The sequence below is a fragment of the Agromyces seonyuensis genome, from assembly GCF_009789225.1.
GTDB classification, from domain to species: domain Bacteria; phylum Actinomycetota; class Actinomycetes; order Actinomycetales; family Microbacteriaceae; genus Agromyces; species Agromyces seonyuensis.
Window position 1 is genome coordinate 1 of sequence record NZ_WSTA01000092.1, and the last position, 15,857, is coordinate 15,857.

The window sequence follows — 15,857 nt, forward strand, 5'->3', positions numbered from 1 at the left end:
CGGCGCGCAGGCGCGGTTCGCCGCGTCGGTCGCCCCAGCCCGGGGTGACCGGGCGGGCAGCCGCCGCGCGCCAGGCCGCGCGCCAGGCCCGCTCGTCGAGGCGGGCCGTCGAGGGCATCCCCGGGGCGAGGTCGGCGATGCCGGCGGGGGCCGCAGCGGCGTCGGCGCGGATGCCGATCGTTTGGACGATGCCCGCCGCACTCGCGTTTCGCGCTCGCGAGGATGCGGTGGGTCGCGCAGCCGTCGCGGGGGAGGGCAGCGACGTCGGGAGGTCGGCGATCCGCACCCCGGAGCCGCCGCGGGCCTCGAGGCATCCTTCGCCGATGAGCTGGTCGTAGGCGCGCACGACGACGCCGCGGGAGATGCCGAGCCGTGCGGCGAGCACGCGCGTCGAGGGCACGGCCTCGCCGGGTCGCGCGAGCCCCGACTGCACGGCGTCGCGCAGCCGATCGGCGAGTTGCAGGGCGAGCGAGCCGGGGAGGGCGCGGTCGATCCCGTCGAGGGCGATGAGGAGTCCGTCCACGAGGCATCCTTCGAAATCGGTACTCCGGTGCATCGGAGAATCGGACTTCAGAGAGTACCGGTTCACCTCGCAGACTGGGGCCATGAGCGTCACCACTCCTGTCATCCGCCGCCTCCGCGAACGCGCCGTCGACGACCGCGCCGCGCTCTACGACCTCCTCGACGAGCAATTCGTCGGCCACGCGGCGACCGTCGCCGACGGCGATCCCGTCGTCGTGCCGCTGCTCATCGCGCGCGACGGCGACACCCTGCTGCTGCACGGCTCGACCGGCGCCGGATTCGTGCAGCGGGCACGGGCGGGCGGCACGATCGCCGTGTCGGTCGCCGCCGTCGACGGGCTCGTCTACGCGCGCTCGCTCTTCGACTCGTCGATGAACTACCGCTCCGCCGTGATCTACGGCGTGCCCGAGATCGTCGGCCCCGACGAGGCGGGAGCGGCGCTCGACGCGCTCAGCGAGCGCCTCATGCCGGGCCGAGTGGCCGAGGTGCGGCCGTCGACGCGCAAGGAACTCGCGGCGACCGGCCTGCTGCGGCTGCCGCTCGAGCACTGGGCGCTCAAGGTGCGCGCGCACGGCGCGTCCGAGGAGGAGGGCGACGGCGAGGACCGCGGCGTGTGGGCCGGCGTGCTGCCGCTCGGCCGCTCGTGGGGTGTGCCGCAGACCTCGCCGCTGACGAGCGCGGGCACACCCGTGGCCCCGTCGGTGCTCGCGCGCGCCGCCGGTCGCTGAGCGGGGTTGACACCGACCGCGTCCGGGGCATTGCATGGGCGAGGCGGATGCCACCCCCGGGCGGCCGCGGAACTGGAGCGAGCACATGAGCGACGACGCCGAGCACACGGCCCACGCCCGATCCTTCGGCGCGGTGGCGCAGGTGTACGCGGCGGTGCGCCCCGGCTACCCGGCCGAAGCCGTCGAGTGGCTCGTCGGCGACGCCGAGCGCATCCTCGACCTCGGCGCGGGCACGGGCAAGCTCACGGAGGCGCTCATCGCGCTGGACCGCGATCTCGTCGCCGTCGACCCGCTCGAGGAGATGCTCGAGGAGCTCAGCCTCGCGCTGCCGGGCGTGCCGCGGCTCGTGGGCGCCGCCGAGGCGATCCCGCTCGACGACGAGGACGTCGACGCGGTCGTCGCCGGTCAGGCGTGGCACTGGTTCCAGCGCGCCAAGGCCGTCTCCGAGATCGTGCGCGTGCTGCGACCGGGCGGGGTGCTCGGGCTCATCTGGAACTCGCGCGACGAGTCCGCCGACTGGGTGCGGCAGGTCGACGAGCTCATCGGCGAATCCGGTGCCGCGACCTCGATCGCGACGGCCGTCGGCGACCTCGGATCGCGCTTCGGCCCCGTCGAGGAGTTCTCCACGACGTGGACCATGCCGATCACCCGAGCGGACTTCCTCGACCTCGTGCGCTCGCGCTCGATGTTCATCCGGTCGACTCCGGCCGAGCAGGCCGCGACGCTCGCGGCCGTCGGCGCGCTCCTCGACGGGCACCCCGACACGGCCGGCCGGGAGCGCTTCGATCTCCCGTACGTGACGCACGCCTTCCGCGCCCGGCTGCGCTGACGCGCGCCCGGCTGCGCTGATGCGTGGCCGGTTGCGCTGACGCGCGGCCAGTTGCATTGACGCGCGCCCGGCTGCGTTGACGCGCGCCGACGCCGACGCGCGCCGACGCCGACGCAGCGCGTCGCGACGTGCAGCGGAGCACCCATGCCAGAATCCGTTTGACCATCGGTCAAGAAATGGCTTGACGCCGACCCAAACGAAGTGCAACGTCGGCTCCATGGCGCGACGCGAGTACGACATGACCGGACGGTCGGAGGTCGCCGCGCGCACCCGCGAGCGGCTGATCCAGGCGGCCCGCGAGGGATTCTTCGCGCGGCGCTACGACGACGTGACACTCGCCGACCTCGCCTCGGCGGCGGGGGTGAGCGTGCAGACCCTCCTCAACCACTTCGGCTCGAAGGAGGGGCTGCTCCTGTCCTCCGTCGAGGCCATGGACGACGCCGTCGCGGACCTCCGCGGTCCCGTCGAACCGGGCGACGTCGGCGGTGCCGTCGCCGCGCTCGTGCGGCACTACGAGGTGTTCGGCGACGCCAACTGGCGCTTCGTGGCGGATCTCGACCGGCATCCGCGGTTCGAAGACTTCGCCGCGCACGCCCGCGACGCGCAGCGCGCCTGGCTCGAGCAGGTCTTCGGGCCGCGGCTACCCGCCGAGGCGGGCGAACGCGCACTCGCGCTCGACGCGCTCTACGCCGCCACCGACGTCGGCACCTGGAAACTGCTGCGCCGCGACCTCGGCCTCGATGCCGAGCGAACGGGGGAAGCGCTCCGCCGGCTCATCGTCGGGCAACTCGATCAGCAGGAAGGAACGGAGGGATGACCATGCGCTACTTGCTCGCGGTCTGGGACGGCGGCGGTGCGACGCCGCCGTGCCTGGGGGCCGCGCGAATGCTCGTCGAACGCGGCCACGAGGTCGTCGTCTACGGCGATCCGAGCCTCACGGCGATGGTCGCGGCGACCGGCGCGGAGCACCGCACCTGGCCGACCGCACCGCAACGGGCCTCGAGCGCGATCGAGCACGACGTGCTGCGCGACTGGGAGCCGCGCACGCCGATCGGGGTGTTCAACCGCCTCATCGACCGCATGGCCGCCGGACCCGCGGACCGGTTCGCGGCCGACGTCGGCGCCGCGCTCGACGCCGAGCACTTCGATGCGGTGCTCGCCGACGCGATCGTCTTCGGCGCCCTCGTCGCGGCCGAAGCCCGCGGCATCCCGTCGGCGGTCCTCGTCGGCAGCGCCTACCTCGCCCCATCGCCCGAGCGCTCGATGTTCGATCCCGGGTCCGAGAGGAGCATGGGCGGCTTCGCCCGTGCGCGCGACCGTCTCGCCGCAGCGATGCTCCACCGGATGTGGGATCGCGGACTCGGCGCGCTCAACGCGGCACGGGCATCCTCGGGTCTCGACCCCCTCGCCCATCTGTGGGATCAGTGGGGTCGGGCCGACCGCGTGCTCATGCTGACGTCGGTCGCCTTCGACGACCCGAGCGGCGTGCCCGACAACGTCCGCTACGTCGGCCCGGTGCTCGAGGACCTGCCCGCCGACGGCGATGCGACGCCGACCGCGGGCGCCGGGGCGCTCGTCGTCGTGGGGCTCTCGAGCTCGTACATGGAGCAGACCGACCTCCTCGGGCGCATCGCGCGGGCGCTCGCGTCGCTGCCGGTGCGCGGCGTCATCACGACCGGCCCCGCGATCGACCCGGTCGAGGTGCCCACTGCCGACAATCTGCGCATCGTGCGCGCCGCCTCCCACGCCGAGTTGTTCGCCCACGCCGACCTCGTCATCACGCACGCCGGCCACGGCACCGTCATCAAGGCCCTGGCGACGGGGGTGCCGATGGTGTGCGTGCCCCTCGGCCGCGACCAGCCCATGAACGCCGCGCGGGTCGTGCGGCTCGGGGCCGGCGTGCGGCTCTCGCCGAAGGCCGGCACGCGGGCGATCGCCGACGCCGTGACGCAGGCGCTCGCCGACCCGTCCTACCGGCAGGCCGCCGCCGCGATCGCGGCCGGCATCCAGGCCGAGATCGCATCGGGGACGCTGCTCAGCGAACTCGAGGGGCTCGCCGCCGTCGAACCGACGCCGTCGGAGGCCTGATCCCGCAACGCGCGCGGCTCGCGCCCAGCCGCCCCCGGTAGGCTGTCCGTCCGTGGCACTCACCATCGGAATCGTCGGACTCCCGAACGTCGGCAAGTCGACCCTCTTCAACGCCCTGACCAAGAACCAGGTGCTCGCAGCGAACTACCCGTTCGCGACGATCGAGCCCAACGTCGGCGTGGTGAACCTGCCCGACCCGCGCCTCGGGACGCTCGCGGGGATCTTCCACTCCGAGCGCATCCTGCCCGCGACGGTGTCGTTCGTCGACATCGCCGGCATCGTGCGCGGCGCCTCCGAGGGCGAGGGCCTCGGCAACAAGTTCCTCGCGAACATCCGCGAGGCCGACGCGATCGCGCAGGTCGTGCGCGGCTTCGAGGACTCCGACGTCGTGCACGTCGACGGCGCCGTCGACCCCAAGGCCGACATGGAGACCATCAACACCGAGCTGATCCTCGCCGATATGGAGACCCTCGAGCGCGCCATCACGCGTTACGAGAAGGAGCTCAAGGGCAAGAAGATCGGCCCCGAGGTGCTCGCCACCGCCAAGGAAGCGCTCGAACTGCTGCAGGGCGGTACGCCGCTCTCGGCCGCCAAGCTCGACCTCGCGCCCGTCGCCGAGCTCGGCCTGCTCACCGCGAAGCCCTTCATCTACGTCTTCAACGTCGACGAGGCCGTGCTCACGGATGACTCGAAGAAGGCGGAGCTCGCCGCGCTCGTCGCGCCCGCCGAGGCCGTGTTCCTCGACGCGAAGATCGAGTCCGAGCTCATCGACCTCGACCCCGAGGATGCCGCGGAGCTGCTCGCCTCGACCGGCCAGGAGGAGTCGGGCCTCGACCAGCTCGCCCGCATCGGCTTCGCCACCCTCGGCCTGCAGACCTACCTCACCGCCGGCCCCAAGGAGTCGCGCGCCTGGACGATCCCGCAGGGCGCCAAGGCGCCGCAGGCCGCCGGCGTCATCCACACGGACTTCGAGCGCGGCTTCATCAAGGCCGAGGTCATCTCGTTCGAGGACCTCGTCGAGACCGGCTCCGTCGCGGAGGCCCGCGCCAAGGGCAAGGCCCGCATGGAGGGCAAGGACTACGTCATGCAGGACGGCGACGTGGTGGAGTTCCGCTTCAACGTCTGAGTCGCCGCATGGGGATCCCGTCTCAGGTGTCGCGCGTTCGTTCCTCGAGCTCCGGCTTCGACGTGTGACGTCCGCGCCCCGTTGAGTCCGGCGTGATGTCGGGCCGGCTCTTCGTGGTCTCCGACGAGTCGTCTGGCCGCGCAGACTCAAGCTCGCCCGGCTTGCGGGCGGCGAGAACCACCCGGAACGGGGGACTCGTGAAGCAGGCGTGCCGCCCAGAGGATGGACGGCGTGAGTGATGCCTCCGCGGTTCAGACGGCCCGACGTCTGCGTTCGGCGATGTTCGTCGACTTCGACAATGTGTACTCCGGCCTCCAGCGACTCGATTCCGAAGCCGCCAAGACCTTCGCCGAAGATCCCGGGCGCTGGGTCGATGCCTTGACCTTCGGTGAAGACGGAGAAGGCCGTTTCGCACGGCGGTTCCTCGTTCGGAAGTGCTATCTCAACCCGGCGACGTACTCCAGGTATCGGCCGAACTTCACCCGCGCCGGGTTCCAGGTCGTCGACTGCCCGTCGCTGACGCAGCAGGGCAAGTCGAGCGCGGACATCAACCTGGTGCTGGATGCGGTCGACGCGTTGGGGGCGGCGACCCGATTCGACGAGTTCGTGTTCCTGTCGGCCGACGCAGATTTCACGCCGCTGGTCTCGCGCTGCCGCGCGGCGGACCGGGTGGTCACGATCATCACCCCGGGCCCGGCGGCTGCCGCGTATCGTGCGGTCGCCGACACGGTCATCCCGGTCGACGAGTTCATCCCGATGCTCACCGCGGTCGCGCTCGGCGACGACGCTTCGGCGGCAGCGGCGGTCGACGAGCTGGTCGCCGGTGCCGGGAGTTCGGCCGAGATGCCGGTCTCGGTCGATGCGGTCGCCGCGGTGCGGAGGCTCGTCGCATCGGCCGACCGACCGGTCGTGCTCGCGATCGCGGCGGCCGCTGCAGCCCAGGCCGAACCCGGCATTCGCGAGTCCGGGTGGCAGGGTGCTGGATCGTTCGGAGGCTGGCTGCAACGAGAACTGCCCGACCTTCCGGTCGACAAGGCGCGCATTCCCGGGTTCATCTGGGACCCGGATCGCTTCAACTCGGATGACCTCCCTGCCGCGGCGACTGCCTCGGTTCCGCTGGTGGGTCTGACGCCGCTGCAGCGCCAGGTCGTCGGCATCACCGAGATCCCCGCGCTTGAGGCATCCGGATACCGGATGGTGCTCGACCAGCTCGCGTTCGATCTGGCCCTCTTCCCGTTCAACCGGAGCGAGACGGCGAAGCGCGTGCGCGACTCGTGTGCGGCGGAGGACATGCCGGTCTCACGCGCTGCCGTCAGTTACGTGGTGAGCGGGTTGCTCTTCGCGGGAGCATCGCTCGACGATGAACCGTCGCCGACGGAGCTCGCGACGATCTGGGCCGGGAACGTGCTCGGCCTGTGCCGGGGAGCCCGCATCGAACTCTCCGATTCCGATCTCGCCGAGATCACCGCATGGGTGAGCGGCGGCCTCCTCGTCCAGGATGCAGCGACCGGCTGAACATGTTCCGCATCCGATGGGCTAGAATATGTGTTGAACGTCATATTTGGGAGGTGTCGGAACGATGACCTCGTCGACCCTGGTGCGCGCAGCTCGGAAGAGCCGACGCCTGACGCAGGTACGGCTCGCGGAGCTCACCGGCGTCGATCAGGCGAGCGTCTCGCACCATGAGCGCGGGCGCGAGGCCGCCTTCAGCACAGTCGATCGGCTGCTCGCCGGCACCGGGCACCGCCTCTATGCAGCCCCGACCCGTCGGGATGACGCTGCCTCGGCGGCGGCGTCCATTCGAGCCTCGCTCAAGCAGGGCGACTCGGATCGCGCGCTGCGCGCACTGCTCCAACTGAACGACGACCTGGTCGCCGAGCACGGGCTCGTCCGAGGCGTCCTCGGCCTTACCGAGCCGGAATCGACCGGGAGTCGCGTCTGGGATGCCGCGCTCGCCGCCCTCGTCGCCTGGCGACTCGGGCAGGAGCGCATTCCGCAACCGCCCTGGGTGGAGCAACCCGAGCGATTCCTGCCGGAGCCGACCGTGTTCCGCGTCGACCCGGCGGACCCGGCGCCGAGTCTCTCCGACGTCCCCGACGAGTTCGCCGAGCGCGGTGTGCTCGCCTGGGCCGACACGTTCGCGAGCGTCTGAGCATGGCCACCGAGCTCGGTCGCGACGAGATCATCGCCGGGCTTCGCGAGCTCGTCGCCGAACTCCGTGCTGCCGGCGAGGTCGCCGGCATCCGGCTCGTCGGCGGGGCTGCCCTCGCGCTGCAGTACTTCGATCGCGGCGTGACGCAGGATCTCGACGTCCTGCACGTGAATCCGGGCAGCGACGACGCCGTCGCGGCGGCGGCGGCCGGAATCGCCCGTCGTCACGGGTGGGACGAGAAGTGGCTGAACTTCGAAGTGACGCGCGCTGATGCGCTCCCGACGCTCGGCCGCGCCGTCGAGTGGGAGACCCTGTACGACGCCGACGGCATCGTCATCCAGGTTGCCGCGAAGGAGGTGATGCTCGCGATGAAACTCCGGGCCAATCGCCCGGGACGTGACACCCGCGACATCCGGTTGCTCATGGCGCTGTGCGGCATCGAGAACGTCGAGGACGCCGAAGAACTGTACGAGGAGTTCTACCCGGGTGATCTGCTCACCCCTCGGGCGATGCGCATGGTCGAAGGGATACTGGACGGGGAAGCGACCGCACCGCCGGCGTCACCCGGGCCGGTGGAGATCTGACCGTTCGAGGACGCCTGGGCGCATCGGATGCTCCGCCGGCAGCGCCGCGGCGGGCGGCTGCGTAGGGTTGTCCGGTGACTGCAACACTCGTGGGCCAGGGGCTCGCCGGCGGATACGCGCATCGGACCCTGTTCGAGGACCTCGACCTGACGGTGGCGCCAGGCGATGTGATCGGCGTCGTGGGCGCCAACGGCGCGGGGAAGTCGACGCTGCTCGGCATCCTCGGCGGTGCCATCGCGCCGCTCGCGGGCACGGTCTCGCTCGCGCCGACGGACGCCTTCGTCGGCTGGCTGCCGCAGGAGCACGAGCGCGTCGACGGCGAGACGATCGGGCAGTACGTCGCGCGGCGCACGGGCTGCGCCGAGGCGACCGCCCGCATGGATGCCGCCGCGGAGCTGCTCGCGGCGACCGACGTGCCCGCGGGCGTCGACCCGGGCGAGGAGTACTCCGTCGCGCTCGAGCGCTGGCTCGCCTCCGGCGCGGCCGACCTCGACGAGCGGCTGCCGGGCGTGCTCGCCGACCTCGGGCTGGATGCGGCCGCGGCCGACGCCACCGGGGCAACCGTCACCGCCGACTCGCTCATGACCGGGCTCTCGGGCGGGCAAGCGGCCCGCGTGGGACTCGCCGCGCTCATCTGCTCGCGCTTCGACATCGTGCTGCTCGACGAGCCGACGAACGACCTCGACCTCGACGGGCTCGACCGGCTCGAAGCGTTCGTCGCGGGGCTCCGCGGCGGCGTCGTGCTCGTCAGCCACGACCGCGAGTTCCTCGCCCGCACCGTCACGAAGGTGCTCGAGCTCGACCTCGCCCAGCACTCGAACCGGCTCTACGGCGGCGGCTACGACGCCTACCTCGAGGAGCGCGAGACGGTGCGCCGGCACGCCCGCGAGGACTACGAGGAGTTCGCGTCGAAGAAGGCCGACCTCGTCTCGCGCGCCCGCGTGCAGCGGGAGTGGTCGAGCCAGGGCGTGCGCAACGCCATGAAGAAGTCGCCCGACAACGACAAGATCCGCCGCAAGGCCTCGGTCGAATCGAGTGAGAAGCAGGCGCAGAAGGTGCGGCAGATGGAGAGCCGCATCGCGCGCCTCGACGAGGTCGAGGAACCGCGCAAGGAGTGGAAGCTCGAGTTCTCGATCGGCACGGCGCCGCGCTCGTCGGCCGTCGTCGCGACGCTCGACGCCGCGACGCTCACCCGCGGCGACTTCACGCTCGGTCCCGTCTCGCTGCAGATCTCGGGCGGCGACCGCATCGGCATCACCGGCCCGAACGGCGCCGGCAAGTCGACGCTCCTCGGGCTGCTCCTCGGCCGCATCGCCCCCGACTCGGGCCGGGCGAGTCTCGGCTCCTCGGTCGCGATCGGCGAGATCGACCAGGCCCGATCCCTGCTCGCGGGCTCCCGGCCCCTCGCCGACGCCTTCGAGGCGCTCGTGCCCGAGTACGCGTCGGGGGAGGTGCGCACGCTGCTCGCCAAGTTCGGCCTCAAGGCCGACCACGTGGGGCGACCGGTCGACGAGCTCTCGCCGGGCGAGCGCACGCGCGCAGGCATGGCGCTGCTGCAGGCGCGCGGCGTGAACGTGCTCGTGCTCGACGAGCCGACGAACCACCTCGACCTGCCCGCGATCGAGCAGCTCGAGCAGGCGCTCGAGGGCTACGAGGGCACGCTGCTGCTCGTCACCCACGACCGCCGGATGCTCGAGCACGTGCGGCTCGACCGCCGCTGGCGCGTCGAGGACGGCCGCGTCGCCGAGGCCTGACCGCCCGGCCCCCGCCGGCGTCGGCCGGCAGCGGTGCCGTCACGACATCGGGTCGTACATGAACTCGCGCACCTCCTGCTCGCACCGGCAGGCGGCCGCGATCTTCGCCGCCCACTCGAACGCGACCTCGCGCGAGGGCAGTTCGAGGATCGTGTAGCCGCCCTCGAGTCGCTCGGTCTCCGGGTAGGTGCCCGCCGTCACTGTGCCGTCGGCGGCGACGCGCACGGGCGCGACCGCCTCGTCGATGCCGCCGCCGAAGACGTAGACGCCGGCGTCCTTCGCCGCTTGGATGACCGCGCGGGAGTCGACCCCGGCCGCAGCCCACTCCTCCGGCGAGTCGAGCGCCATCGCACTGCTGGGGAACGAGATCAGGAATTTCGTCATGCCGCGGATGCTACGTGCGAGCGCCGACGTCCGTTCGGATCGGCCTGTCGGCGAGGATGACGCGCGGCTAGGGTGCGGGGCATCCGCATCGTCGCGGGCGAGCAAGGGGGAGCCGCACATGAGCGATCACGTCTACCGCGTCACCGAGATCGTCGGGACGTCGCCGGAGGGCACCGACACCGCGATCCGCAACGCGATCGCACGGGCATCCACGACGCTGCGCAACGTCGACTGGTTCGAGGTCGTCTCCACGCGCGGCGAGGTCGAGGACGGCGCCGTCGCGCACTTCCAGGTCACCCTGAAGGTCGGCTTCCGGCTCGACGACTAGCGCGGATGCCCGAAACCCCGGAGGTGCAGGCGCTCGCCGACGAACTCGCCGAGCGCCTCGTCGGCCGTGCCCTCTCGAGCGCCGAGCTGCTCGAGGGGCGGCTCGTGAAGACCCGCGGTCGCGGGCCCGACACGCTCGTCGGTGCTGAGCCGACCGGAGTGCTCCGGCACGGCAAGCTCGTCGACCTCGCCTTCGGCGATCGTCACCTCGTCGTCTCGCTCGGCCGTCACGGCTGGATGCGCTGGGTCGCCGAGGGGGCGACGTCACCTGAGGAGGGCGACGACGACGCGCCCCCGCCCGCCCTCGCGAGCCTCGCCTTCGACGGTGCGCCGGCGCTCGAACTCACCGACGCCGGCACATGGCTCTCCCTCGGACTCTTCGTGGTCGACGACCCGGCCGACGTCCCGGCGATCGCGAAACTCGGGCCCGACCCGGCCGACGACTCGTTCACCCGGGCGCAGTTCGACCACGCGGTCGCCGGCCGGCGCAAGCAGGTCAAGGCGATCCTCATCGACCAGGCCGCGCTCGCCGGGATCGGCAACGCCTACTCCGACGAGATCTGCTTCGCGGCGCGCGTCTCTCCGGTCATCCATGCGTCCGAGCTCGCGGATGACGCCCTCGACCGGCTGTTCGCGGCGACGACCGACGTCGTACGATCCGCGGTCGCCGCGCGTCGAGGCATCCCGATCGCAGACCTGAAGGCCGCGAAGACGGCCGCGATGCAGGTGCACGGTCGCGCGGGCGAGCCGTGCCCGGGCGAGTGCGGCGGCACGGTGCGCGACTTCGCCTTCGGCAGCACGACCGCGCAGTACTGCCCCGACTGCCAGACTGGCGGGGCACTGCTCGCGGAGCCCGGGTGAGGCCGGGCCGAACCAGGAACGGAACCCGATGCCCGCCCAGCCCGAAGCCGAACGCCTCCTCGCGCACGCCCGCGCCGCTCACGAGCGCGGCGACGCGCTCCTGCACCTCCAGGTCGACGTCGCGCACCTCGGCGGTGCCGGGTCGTCGTGGGGTTCCTCGGAGAACCACATCGTGCCCGACGAGTCGACCGGCTACTTCCTGAGCCACGTCGAGTCGATCGGCTGGCGCCTCGAGCACGCGGGCTGGACCTTCGTCGAGACCGGTGCGAACACGTCCGCCCGGGTCTGGGGCACGGGCGAGGGCGTCGTCAACCGCGGCCCGGTCACCGGGTTCTTCGTCTTCCGGCGAGCGGCGGCCCCCACGGCCTGAGTGCCGACGCGCCCGCATGCGCTCGTCGTGGTCGAGCGCGGAGACGACTCGAGGCCCGGCGCCGTCGGGTCGCGGCGGCCGGGCCTCGAGGAGATCCGCCGGCGAAGGCCTCCGAAGCCCGCCGCCGTTCGGGTCGCGGCGGCCGGGGCTCGGAGAGCTTCGCCGGCGAACCGGCCCGAGCTCCGGCGCCGTTCGGGTCGCGGCCGCCGAGTCTCGGAGATCTCGGTGGGCGTCGACGCCCGTCCCGGGCGGTCCCGGCGCCGAGGGGGACTCGGCACCGGGACGCTCCGGGGGTGTACCGCGGGGCCGGCCATCGCCACGAGACGACGACCTTCGTTCAGGGGAAACGCGCGTCGGAATCGCTCGAAAGAGCAGGCTCACGGCCCTGCGGTGTGCGGTTCGTTCCTCCGAACCACACCTCTAGATTGCCCCGACCCGACCCGCAGCGGATCGGCCGAAGGGATGCATCCACCCCCTCCTTCGGTCGGGGGTGCCGCGGGAGCACCGGCGAGCGGGCGCCGCGCCCTACACTGCCGACATGGACGAGCGGGGGATCGTCCCCCGTCGCACGCCGTGGGGGATCGTGTGGCGCGCGCTGCTCGCGGCTGCGATCGGCGGCGTGCTGTGGCTGATCGGCCTCGGAGTCCTCGACTACTGGTCGCTGAGCCGGCCCGAGCAGATCTGGTACCTCACCGCCGACCCGGCGATCGGCGCCCTCGCCATCGCCGGCGTCCTGTGCTTCTCTCGTCGTGCGCCGGTGCTGGTGGGGATCGCGGCGTCCGCGATCGTGCTGCTCGGCTCCGTCGCGGCGATGGGTGCCGCGCTCCTGGCGCTCGGCAGCGTCGCCACCCGCCAGCGGTCGTGGGAGATCGCGATCGTCGCCGCCTGCGATCTCGTCGCCTTCCGCTGGACCGGCCTGCTCGTCTATCCGACCGAGAACCCGAGCCTGCCCTGGTGGGAGAGCACGCTCATCTTCGGACTCGGGTTCGCGATCGTGATCGCCACGGGCATCTCGATCGGCCAGCGTCGGGAGCTCGTCGCGGGCCTCCGTGAACGCGCGGCGGCGGCCGAGCGGGAGCAGGCGGCACGCGCCCTCGCGACGCGTGTCGGCGAGCGCAACCGCATCGCCCGCGACCTCCACGACGTCGTCGCGCACCGCGTCTCGCTCGTCGCGATGCAGAGCTCGGCCCTCGAACTGCGACCCGACCTGCCGGAGGAGGAGCGCACCGCGGCGCTCGGCGCCATCGGCGAGAACGCCCGCCTCGCCCTCGACGAACTGCGGGGGATGCTCGGCGTGCTCCGCGACCCGGCCGCCGTCGCGGCGAGCGCCGACGCCATCCCGGACGAACCCGGGATCGCCGACGTCGCGGCGCTCGTCGACGAGTCGCGCGCCGCGGGGATGCACGTCGAACTGATCTCCGCCGTCGAGGGCGAACCGCCGCCCGCGGCCGCGCAGACCGCGTATCGCGTCATCCGCGAGTCGCTCACGAACGCGCTCAAGCATGCGACCGGGGCGAGCGTCACGGTCTCGATCGCCGGCGAGGCGGGCGAGGGCCTCGCCGTCCGCGTCCGCAACGGACCCCGCGCGAACACGGTCGCTCCGCGGCTGCCGGGCTCGGGCACCGGACTCGCGGGCCTGCGCGAGCGCGTCGTGCGCGCCGGCGGCCGGTTCGAGGCGGGCGTCGACGGCGACGGCTACGCCGTGAGCGCCTGGCTACCATGGGCGACGTGAGCACGGGGGAGCCGATCCGCGTCGTCGTCGTCGACGACGATCCGATGGTGCGCAGCGCTCTGGCGACGATGCTCGGGGTCGACCCGGGCATCCTGCTGGTGGGCGAAGCGGGCGACGGCGAGGAGGGCATCGACGTCGTGCAGCGGGAGCGCCCCGACGTCGTGCTCATGGACGTGCGGATGCCCGTGCGCGACGGCCTCAGCGCCACGACGGCCGTGCTGCGGCTGCCCGAGCCCCCGCGCGTCGTCATCCTCACGACCTTCGACGCCGACGACACCGTGCTCGAGGCGCTCCGGCTCGGCGCATCCGGGTTCCTGCTGAAGGACACCCCGCCCGACCGGCTCGCCGCCGCCATCCGGGATGCGGCCGCCGGGGCGCCGGCGCTCTCGCCGTCGGTGGCGTCCCAAGTGATCGCCGCGGCGACGGCCCCCGGACGCGCCCGAGCCGACGATGCCCGCGCAGCCGCCCGGGCGCGGCTCGGCGGCCTCACTCCGCGAGAGCGCGACGTCGCCCGCGAGCTCGGCGCCGGCCGCTCGAACGCGGAGATCGCCGCGGCGCTCTTCCTGTCGGTGCCCACCGTGAAAGCCCATGTCGGCGCGATCCTCGCGAAGTCGCGCGCCGAGAACCGGGTGCAGCTCGCGCTGCTCGTGCACGACGCCGGGCTCGACGCCGACGCCTGATCTCGATTCGGCGACGACGCGGGGCGAGTTCCGCATCCGCGTGCAAGGATCGCGCTCGAGGCGACACAAGCGGGGTGTGACGAGCGATGTGGCGCAGATCGAGACCGAGCGGAGGGCGCGGATGCCCGAGGGCGACGAGGCGCTGAGCGACGCCGCCGCCGCGACCGGCGTCGCCGAACCCGGCGCTCCGGTGGGGCCGGCCGCCGTGACTCCCTCGGCCGACGACCTCGCCTGGTTCACCGCCGTCGCGCGCGAGCATTCGAGCGCGATCGTGAAGTACTTCGCCCGCCGCGGCCCGCGCGACGACGCGGAGGACCTCGCCGCGGACGTGTTCGCGACCGCGTGGCGCCGTCGCGACGACGTGCCGCGCGAGGCCGTGCTGCCCTGGCTCTACCGCACGGCCGGGTTCACGCTCGCCAACCACCGCCGCAAGGCCGCCGACGTGCCCGTCGAGCACGTGCCCGAGACCGGCGCGACGCGCGTCGGCGACGATCCCGAGCTCCGGATGCTCTTCGACGACGAACTGCGCGGCGCGCTGGCCAGCGTGGGGGAGCGCGACCGCCGCATCCTCCTGCTGAACGCATGGGAGGGCCTCGACGGAGCGGGCCTCGCGGTCGCGCTCGGCATCTCCCGTTCGGGCGCGGACGCGGCGCTCTCCCGGGCGCGCTCGCGCCTGCGCGAGTCGTGGGGCTCCCGGCTGACGTTCTGAGCGGATGCCCGACGGCGCGCCCGCGCGTCGATCAGGATGAGGGCATGGAGTTCGACTGGATCGGCGACGACGGCACGGCCGAGCGCTGCGTCGTCGCGCTGTCGCCGCGCGGCGGGATGCGCGTCGAGAGCCGGGTGGTCGGCCCCTTCGGGACATGCGGGTACCGGGCATCCACGGACGAGGAGTGGCGATTCACCGAATTGACGCTCGAGCTCGGGGGCCGACGGCTCGACGTGCGGCGGCGCGATGCCGGCTGGACCGTCGACGGGACCCCGCGACCCGACCTCGCCCCCGCGGTCGACCTCGACCTCTCGATCTCGCCCGTGACCAACACGCTCCCCATCCGTCGGCTCGCCCTCCGCATCGGCGACTCGGCCGACCTCACGACCGGGTATGTCGCGGTGCCCGAGCTCACCGTGGCGCCGGACCCGCAGCGCTACACCCGCACCGGAGCGCGCGAGTACCGCTACGAATCGCTCGACAGCGAGTTCGCGCGCACGATCACCGTCGACGAGGCGGGGTTCGTCGTCGAGTATCCGGGGCTGTTCCACCGGGGCGGATGACGCCGGCACGAGTCATCCGATCGGGACCGCCGCCGTGCAAGGTCCGGCCGTCTCGGCACACAGACGGGGTGAGGACGAACCCCCGCCGAGGAAGGCACCCCCATGGACCACGACGAGCACCCCCGCGACCCCGAGCAGCCCGAGCAGCCCGAGGCGGAGCACGCCGGCACCGACGACGCGATCGAGCGACTCCGGGCCGCCGACCCGGCCGTCGGCGTCGAGGCCCGCGCCGGCTTCGCCGACGAGGTCGTGGCCCGGGCGAGCGGGCCCGAGGCGACGGCATCCGGCGCTGCCGGGTCGGGCCACGAGGAGGACGAGCCCGATCTCTCCGAGCCGACCGGCTCGACGCCCGTCGCGCCCGTCGCCGACCTCGACGCCGCGCGCGCCAGGCGCCGCCGCACCTGGGTCGCCGCGGCGTCCGTCGCCGCGGCCCTCGCGCTCGTCGGCA

Annotated in this window: 19 protein-coding genes; 17 read left to right on the plus strand and 2 right to left on the minus strand. The window is 72.9% G+C overall.

Annotation, left to right across the window (positions count from 1 at the left end; translation table 11 throughout):
- Positions 1-523: GntR family transcriptional regulator (locus GB864_RS15660; RefSeq protein WP_160426635.1), on the minus strand; the 523-nt coding region annotated here is incomplete at its 3' end.
- A gap of 82 nt (positions 524-605) precedes the next feature.
- Between GB864_RS15660 and GB864_RS15665 the strand changes: the two genes are divergently transcribed.
- The 9 genes from GB864_RS15665 to GB864_RS15705 all read left to right on the plus strand — a co-directional run bounded on the left by GB864_RS15665 (position 606) and on the right by GB864_RS15705 (position 9,783).
- On the plus strand, positions 606-1,250 hold the full coding sequence (locus GB864_RS15665; protein ID WP_160426636.1) for a pyridoxamine 5'-phosphate oxidase family protein: 645 nt from the start codon (positions 606-608) through the stop codon (positions 1,248-1,250).
- 85 nt (positions 1,251-1,335) lie between these two features.
- The gene (locus GB864_RS15670; RefSeq protein ID WP_160426637.1) at positions 1,336-2,079 is read left to right on the plus strand and encodes a class I SAM-dependent methyltransferase; all 744 of its coding nucleotides are present in this window, start codon (positions 1,336-1,338) and stop codon (positions 2,077-2,079) included.
- A gap of 217 nt (positions 2,080-2,296) precedes the next feature.
- Positions 2,297-2,896, plus strand: coding sequence for a TetR/AcrR family transcriptional regulator (locus GB864_RS15675; RefSeq protein WP_160426638.1), 600 nt, complete (start codon positions 2,297-2,299; stop codon positions 2,894-2,896).
- Positions 2,893-4,167, plus strand: a complete 1,275-nt coding sequence (locus GB864_RS15680; RefSeq protein WP_160426639.1) for a glycosyltransferase — start codon at positions 2,893-2,895, stop codon at positions 4,165-4,167. The genes GB864_RS15675 and GB864_RS15680 overlap by 4 nt, the downstream gene beginning before the upstream one ends.
- 52 nt (positions 4,168-4,219) lie before the next feature.
- Positions 4,220-5,293, plus strand: a complete 1,074-nt coding sequence (gene ychF, locus GB864_RS15685) for a redox-regulated ATPase YchF (RefSeq protein ID WP_160426640.1) — start codon at positions 4,220-4,222, stop codon at positions 5,291-5,293.
- A 231-nt stretch (positions 5,294-5,524) separates the two neighbouring features.
- Positions 5,525-6,808, plus strand: coding sequence for an NYN domain-containing protein (locus GB864_RS15690; protein ID WP_160426641.1), 1,284 nt, complete (start codon positions 5,525-5,527; stop codon positions 6,806-6,808).
- A gap of 64 nt (positions 6,809-6,872) precedes the next feature.
- Positions 6,873-7,445 (plus strand): helix-turn-helix domain-containing protein, encoded by a 573-nt coding sequence (locus GB864_RS15695; RefSeq protein ID WP_160426642.1) that lies wholly within the window; start codon positions 6,873-6,875, stop codon positions 7,443-7,445.
- A gap of 2 nt (positions 7,446-7,447) precedes the next feature.
- The gene (locus GB864_RS15700) at positions 7,448-8,029 is read left to right on the plus strand and encodes a hypothetical protein (RefSeq protein WP_160426643.1); all 582 of its coding nucleotides are present in this window, start codon (positions 7,448-7,450) and stop codon (positions 8,027-8,029) included.
- A 74-nt stretch (positions 8,030-8,103) separates the two neighbouring features.
- Positions 8,104-9,783, plus strand: coding sequence for an ATP-binding cassette domain-containing protein (locus tag GB864_RS15705; RefSeq protein ID WP_160426644.1), 1,680 nt, complete (start codon positions 8,104-8,106; stop codon positions 9,781-9,783).
- A gap of 39 nt (positions 9,784-9,822) precedes the next feature.
- Here the strand turns inward: GB864_RS15705 and GB864_RS15710 are convergent, their stop codons facing one another.
- Positions 9,823-10,167, minus strand: coding sequence for a YciI family protein (locus GB864_RS15710; RefSeq protein ID WP_160426645.1), 345 nt, complete (start codon positions 10,165-10,167; stop codon positions 9,823-9,825).
- A 118-nt stretch (positions 10,168-10,285) separates the two neighbouring features.
- Between GB864_RS15710 and GB864_RS15715 the strand changes: the two genes are divergently transcribed.
- The 8 genes from GB864_RS15715 to GB864_RS15750 all read left to right on the plus strand — a co-directional run.
- Positions 10,286-10,495, plus strand: a complete 210-nt coding sequence (locus GB864_RS15715; protein ID WP_160426646.1) for a dodecin — start codon at positions 10,286-10,288, stop codon at positions 10,493-10,495.
- Positions 10,496-10,500: 5 nt separating this feature from the next.
- On the plus strand, positions 10,501-11,355 hold the full coding sequence (locus GB864_RS15720; RefSeq protein ID WP_160426647.1) for a DNA-formamidopyrimidine glycosylase family protein: 855 nt from the start codon (positions 10,501-10,503) through the stop codon (positions 11,353-11,355).
- A 28-nt stretch (positions 11,356-11,383) separates the two neighbouring features.
- The gene (locus tag GB864_RS15725) at positions 11,384-11,725 is read left to right on the plus strand and encodes a hypothetical protein (RefSeq protein ID WP_160426648.1); all 342 of its coding nucleotides are present in this window, start codon (positions 11,384-11,386) and stop codon (positions 11,723-11,725) included.
- 538 nt (positions 11,726-12,263) lie between these two features.
- Positions 12,264-13,457 carry a sensor histidine kinase gene (locus GB864_RS15730; protein WP_160426649.1) on the plus strand — a complete coding sequence of 398 codons (1,194 nt, stop codon included), beginning with the start codon at positions 12,264-12,266 and terminating at the stop codon, positions 13,455-13,457.
- Entirely contained in the window at positions 13,445-14,137 is a 693-nt protein-coding gene (locus GB864_RS15735; protein WP_160426650.1) for a response regulator transcription factor, read from the plus strand. The genes GB864_RS15730 and GB864_RS15735 overlap by 13 nt, the downstream gene beginning before the upstream one ends.
- Before the next feature lie 76 nt (positions 14,138-14,213).
- Positions 14,214-14,846: an RNA polymerase sigma factor gene (locus GB864_RS15740; RefSeq protein ID WP_336604039.1), complete on the plus strand. Its 633-nt coding sequence runs from the start codon at positions 14,214-14,216 to the stop codon at positions 14,844-14,846.
- A 44-nt stretch (positions 14,847-14,890) separates the two neighbouring features.
- Positions 14,891-15,409 carry a putative glycolipid-binding domain-containing protein gene (locus GB864_RS15745; RefSeq protein WP_160426651.1) on the plus strand — a complete coding sequence of 173 codons (519 nt, stop codon included), beginning with the start codon at positions 14,891-14,893 and terminating at the stop codon, positions 15,407-15,409.
- Positions 15,410-15,511: 102 nt separating this feature from the next.
- The coding region (locus GB864_RS15750; RefSeq protein ID WP_419672796.1) for a hypothetical protein at positions 15,512-15,857 on the plus strand (346 nt) is incomplete at its 3' end.